This window comes from Pseudomonas brassicae (genome assembly GCF_010671725.1).
Classification (GTDB): domain Bacteria; phylum Pseudomonadota; class Gammaproteobacteria; order Pseudomonadales; family Pseudomonadaceae; genus Aquipseudomonas; species Aquipseudomonas brassicae.
Genome location: NZ_JAAHBU010000496.1, coordinates 1 through 5685, shown reverse-complemented (window position 1 = coordinate 5685; position 5685 = coordinate 1). Strand labels below are relative to the sequence as shown.

At 62.1% G+C, this 5685-nt stretch carries 6 protein-coding genes and 1 pseudogene; 3 read left to right on the top strand and 4 right to left on the bottom strand.

Features of this window, described 5'->3' with window-relative positions; genetic code table 11:
- On the bottom strand, positions 1–437 hold a 437-nt coding region (locus G3436_RS25180; protein WP_163950826.1), incomplete at its 3' end, for an ABC transporter ATP-binding protein.
- On the bottom strand, positions 434–1354 hold the full coding sequence (argF, locus tag G3436_RS25175) for an ornithine carbamoyltransferase (protein WP_163950823.1): 921 nt from the start codon (positions 1352–1354) through the stop codon (positions 434–436). The genes G3436_RS25180 and argF, both read right to left, overlap by 4 nt.
- Before the next feature lie 391 nt (positions 1355–1745).
- On the opposite strand from argF, the pseudogene G3436_RS25170 reads away from it, so the two are divergent.
- Positions 1746–3853: pseudogene (locus G3436_RS25170) on the top strand (molybdopterin oxidoreductase family protein).
- A 92-nt stretch (positions 3854–3945) separates the two neighbouring features.
- A complete protein-coding gene (gene grxD / locus G3436_RS25165; protein WP_163950820.1) occupies positions 3946–4281 on the top strand; it encodes a Grx4 family monothiol glutaredoxin in 336 nt (111 codons plus the stop codon).
- A gap of 125 nt (positions 4282–4406) precedes the next feature.
- Here the strand turns inward: grxD and bfr are convergent, their stop codons facing one another.
- Positions 4407–4877, bottom strand: a complete 471-nt coding sequence (bfr, locus tag G3436_RS25160) for a bacterioferritin (RefSeq protein ID WP_163950818.1) — start codon at positions 4875–4877, stop codon at positions 4407–4409.
- Positions 4878–5077: 200 nt separating this feature from the next.
- The gene (locus tag G3436_RS25155; protein ID WP_043861976.1) at positions 5078–5296 is read right to left on the bottom strand and encodes a bacterioferritin-associated ferredoxin; all 219 of its coding nucleotides are present in this window, start codon (positions 5294–5296) and stop codon (positions 5078–5080) included.
- A 233-nt stretch (positions 5297–5529) separates the two neighbouring features.
- Between G3436_RS25155 and G3436_RS25150 the strand changes: the two genes are divergently transcribed.
- Positions 5530–5685 (top strand): redoxin domain-containing protein (locus G3436_RS25150; RefSeq protein ID WP_163950817.1); only part of this gene is annotated, 156 nt, incomplete at its 3' end.

Genomic DNA, 5685 nt, shown 5'->3' with positions numbered 1-5685 from the left:
GCCACGCGCTGCTGCTGGCCGCCGGACAGCTCGTGCGGGTAGCGCCCGCCGAGTGTGTCCAGCTTCACCAGTTCGAGCATTTCATCGACTACCTGGCGTTGGCGCGGATGCTTGCCGATACCGAAGGCGATGTTCTCGGCCACGGTCAGGTGTGGGAACAGCGCGTAGTCCTGGAACACCATGCCGATGCGGCGTTTTTCCGGGGCCAGGGTGAACCCGGCCTTGGAGATGACCTCGCCCGCCAGGCTGATCTCGCCCGCATGCACCGGCTCGAAACCGGCGATGGCGCGCAACGTGGTGGTCTTGCCGCACCCCGAGGAGCCCAGCAGGCAACCGATGTCGCCGGCATTGAGGTGCAGGTTGAGGTTCTGGACGATGCGCTGCTCGCCATAGCCGCAGGCGAGGTCGCGCAGGTTGAGCAGTAGAGGTTGACTCATGCGTGGTGATAGGCCGGTTCAACAAGATATTCGAGAAGCGCCTTCTGTGCATGCAAGCGGTTTTCGGCCTGGTCCCAGGCGACCGAACGCGGGTCGTCGAGCAGATCCAGGCTGATTTCCTCGCCACGGTGGGCGGGCAGGCAATGCATGAACAGGGCATCCGGGGCCGCCAGGTCGAGCAGTGCACGGTTGACCTGGTAGGGCGCAAACAGCGCCAGGCGCCGAGCAGTTTCCTCCTCTTGACCCATGGAAGTCCAGACATCGGTGCTCACCAGGTGTGCGCCGCGCACGGCATCCTGCGGGTTACGCACGATCTGCACGCGGTCACCGGCCTGCTCGACGAAGCGCGCAGCAGGCTCGTAGCCTTCGGGGCAGGCGATGCGCAGCTGGAAGTCGAACTGGATGGCCGCTTCTATATAGCTGTTGCACATGTTGTTGCCGTCACCCACCCAGGCCACGGTCTTGCCCTGGATCGAGCCGCGGTGCTCGAGGAATGTCTGCATGTCGGCCAGCAGCTGGCACGGGTGCAGGTCGTCGGACAGGCCGTTGATCACCGGTACGCGGGAGTTGGCGGCGAATTCGGTCAGGGTGCTGTGGGCGAAGGTACGGATCATCACCGCATCAAGCATGCGCGACATGACGATGGCGCAGTCGCCGATCGGCTCGCCACGGCCCAGTTGCGTGTCACGCGGCGACAGGAAGATGGCCTGGCCGCCGAGCTGGATCATGCCGGCCTCGAACGACAGGCGGGTACGCGTCGACGACTTTTCGAAGATCATGCCCAGCACCCGGTTTTTCAGGGGCTCGAAGAGTACGCCGCGGTTACGCAGGTCCTTCAGCTCGATCCCTCGGCGGATCACACTGACCAGTTCTTCGGCGGTGAAATCCATCAGGGAGAGAAAGTGCCTAGCGCTCATCATTGACTACCTTTTTGCAACAGACCGCAGATCATCAAATGCCGGTTTTTCAAAACAACGGACGTGACCTGCGGCAGAAGCCGCACGGGGCGACGAAATAGGGAAAGGCGCAATACTATAATTAAATGTCGCGTCTTACCAAGTGGGGGCTGCGAACTCGGCACTGCCGAATGTGTTGCAAGCCGTTTTGGCGACGCTTTTCATTGGCCCTGGACAGGCTTTGTACACTGCCCGAAGAGGCGTTTGCAATGCACCTGCGCCCCACAGGCGGTTGCGCGCGCGTATCGGCGTGCCTGATGCCGGGCGATTCACGCCACGAACGTCACTGGCGAGGGGCGCGGGGCGGGGTCATAGTCAGGTCTGGCTCAAGACCCGACAACCAGAGGCAGCCATGAGCAAGACCGTGCACTATCGCGCCTGTCACCTGTGCGAGGCCATTTGTGGCCTGACCCTTGAAGTCACCGCTGAGGAGGGCCAGGCGCCGCGCATCAGCTCGATCAAGGGTGACCCGCTGGACACCTTCAGCCGTGGTCATGTCTGCCCCAAGGCCGTAGCCCTGCAAGACATCCAGAACGATCCGGACCGCCTGCGCAGCCCGCTGCGCCGTATCGGCGAGCAGTGGCAGGCGATCGGCTGGGACGAGGCCTTCGCGCTGGCCGCCGAGAAGCTGGTGGCGCTGCAGCAGCGCCATGGTAGCAATGCGGTGGCGGTCTATCAGGGCAACCCCAGTGTGCACAACTACGGCTGATGACCCACAGCAACTATTTTCTCGGGCTGCTCAAGACGCGCAATCGCTTTTCTGCGACCTCGGTCGACCAGTTGCCGCAGCATCTCACCAGTTTCCTGATGTACGGACATGGGCTGCTGTTGCCAATCCCGGACATTGACCACACCGACTTCATGCTGATCCTGGGCGCCAACCCGCTGGCCTCCAACGGCAGCATCATGACCGTGCCCGACGTCGAAAAGCGCCTGAAGGCGATACAGGCTCGCGGCGGCAAGCTGGTGGTGGTGGACCCGCGGCGCAGCGAGACGGCGGCGATGGCCGACCAGCACCTGTTCGTGCGCCCAGGTGGCGATGCGGCGTTGCTGTGCGGGCTGCTCAATACCCTGTTCGAGGAGGGCCTGACGCGTGCCACGCACCTGCCGGTCAGCGGCCTGGATCGGGTGCGCGAGGCGATCCGGCCGTTCAGCGCCGAAGCCATGAGCCCGCGCTGTGGCATCGCGGCCGCGCAGATCCGCCAGCTGGCGCGCGACTTTGCCGCGGCCGACAAGGCCGTGTGCTATGGGCGCATGGGTATCTCGACCCAGGCCTTCGGCACGCTGTGCCATTGGCTGGTGCAGATGATCAACCTGGTCAGCGGCAACCTTGATCGGGTCGGCGGTGCGCTGTGCACCGAGCCTGCGGTGGACCTGGTGGCCAGTACCGCCGGTGGGCACTTCAATGCCTGGCAGAGTCGCGTGTCCGGCTTGCCCGAATACGGGGGCGAACTGCCGGTGGCGGCGTTGGCCGAAGAGATGCTGTGCGCCGGCCAGGGGCAGGTGCGCGCGCTGGTCACGGTGGCCGGTAACCCGGTGCTCTCCACGCCCAACGGTCGCCAACTGGAGCAGGCGCTGCAAGGGCTGGAGTTCATGCTCAGCATCGACCTCTACATCAATGAGACCACTCGCCATGCGGACCTGATCCTGCCGTCGACCTCGGCACTGGAGAACGACCACTACGACAGCACGTTCAACCTGCTGGCGGTGCGCAACGTCAGCCGGTTCAATCGCGCCATACTGCCCAAGCCCGACGGCGCGCTGCATGACTGGGAGATCTTCGTCGGTTTGGCCCGCGCCTATGCGGCGCTGGTCGACAAGCCGCTCAAGCCTACGCTGGCGCCGTCACAGATGATCGACCTGGGGCTGCGCGGCGGGCGCTATGGCGCCGCCTCGTCCTTCAACCTGTCGTTGCAGACGCTCGACCAGTACCCGCATGGCATCGACCTGGGGCCCTTGCGGTCCAACCTTGCGCCACGCCTGAAAACCGCCAGCCTGGCGGTCGAGGCGGCGCCCGAGGTGGTGCTGGCCGACCTGCGGCGTTTTGCCGAACAGCTGGCGCCAGCCGCCACCCAATTGCTGCTGATCGGTCGCCGGCATGTGCGCAGCAACAATTCCTGGATGCACAACTACCACCGCCTGGTGAAAGGCAAGCCGCGCCACCAGTTGCTGATGCATCCCGACGACCTCGCCGGCCGGCACCTGCAGGACGGGCAACGGGTGCGGGTAAGCTCGCGGGTGGGCAGCATCGAGGTCGAGGTGCAGGCCAGCAGCGACATGATGCCGGGCGTGGTGAGCCTGCCGCATGGTTTTGGCCATGGCCGGCCCGGGGTGCGCCTGGGCGTCGCCCAGGCACAGGCGGGGGCCAGTGCCAACGATCTGACCGACGAGCGTCGATTCGATGCGGTATCGGGCAATGCGGCGCTCAACGGGGTACCGGTGGAGGTGGTTGCCGCCTGATAGCGGCAAGGCCGAGCGTCGTGCTCGGCTTTCCGATACAATGCGTCACCGTGCCGACAACCAGGTCGGAAAGTTCAGCCGCGAGGTGCTTCATGGATATCATCGAAACAATCAAAGAGCAGATTGCCAACAACACCATTCTGCTTTACATGAAAGGCTCGCCGAATGCCCCGCAGTGCGGTTTTTCGGCCAAGGCGGCGCAAGCCGTGATGGGTTGTGGCGAGAAATTCGCTTACGTGGACATCCTGCAGAACCCGGAAATCCGCGCCAACCTGCCCAAGTACGCCAACTGGCCGACCTTCCCGCAACTGTGGGTAGCCGGTGAGTTGGTCGGCGGTAGCGACATCATGACCGAGATGGCAGCCGACGGCTCGCTGCAGGCCCTGATCAAGGACGCAGCAGCCAAAGCCGAGGCGGCCAAGGCCTGATTTCGGTGCTGCACTGAAGAGCCTCGCTTGTGCGGGGCTTTTTTTGTGCCCGCAAGGCCGGTTCCTGCAGGCAAAAAAAAGCCCCCGCGGGTGCGGGGCTTTTGGTTGCCGCCAGGGCGGTGCGATTACTCGCCCATCTGCGACTGCAGGTAGTTTTCCAGGCTGACCTTGTCGATCAGGCTCAACTGGGTTTCCAGCCAGTCGATGTGCTCTTCCTCGGCTTCGAGGATGTCTTCGAGCAATTCACGGCTACCGAAGTCGCCCACGGTCTCGCAATGCGCGATGGCGGCCTTGAGGTCGGTCAGGCCTTTGTGTTCCAGGCGCAGGTCGCACTCGAGCATCTCTTTGGTGTGCTCGCCGATCATCAGCTTGCCCAGGTCCTGGACGTTGGGAATGCCTTCGAGGAACAGAATACGCTTGATCAGTTTGTCAGCGTGCTTCATCTCTTCGATGGATTCTTTGTATTCGTGCTTGCCGAGCTTTTCCAGACCCCAGTCTTCGTACATGCGGGCATGCAGGAAGTATTGGTTGATTGCGACCAGCTCGTTTCCGAGGATCTTGTTGAGATGCTGGATGACGCTAACGTCGCCTTTCATGATCGGGGCTGCCCTGTGTATGTGTGCCTATAAGCAGGAGTTTGAGCCCGGCAACTTCCAGTGTCAAACCTAAGTTATTGAATAATAAGTGAAAATTAATCGGAATAAGAATGTTTGTGTTCCGCGTTTTAACCCTAACTACTTGAATTACAGGCATAAAAAAACCGGACACAGGGTCCGGTTGTTCAAATTCGTGGTTTTTACGCGGCGGTAAATTCTACCGGGTAGGGCAGGGCGGCCTGGCTGACCTGCAGTTTGGTCAGGGTTTCGCGTACCACTTCCTTGGCCAGGCAGGCACATTTGCCGCACTGGGTGCCTACATTGGTGGCGGCACGGACTTCCTTGTAGCTGCAGCATCCTTCGTAAATCGCATCGCGGATCTGTCCGTCGGTCACACCAACACAAAGACACACATACATAAGGGAGACCATCGCTGGTAGAGGCTTGATGTCGTGGAGCTTAATGCTAATGAGAATGCTTGTCAAAGTACTGGCTGCGGGGCCTCGGTGTAGAGCGACCGGCGGTAGGCGTTACTGGCCGGCGGCCATTAACTCGGCGAGTGGCGCAGGTCGGTGTATGATGCGCAGTTCTTGTGATGCCAGCAGGCCCTGGCCGGCTGTGCGAACTGTTCACCACCATCAGGAGATACCGAATGAGCGTACTCGTAGGCAAAAACGCCCCGGACTTCACCGTTCCAGCCGTGCTGGGCAATGGCGAAATCGTTGACAGCTTCAACCTGGCTTCGGCCATCAAGGGCAAGTACGGCCTGGTGTTCTTCTACCCGCTGGACTTCACCTTCGTCTGCCCG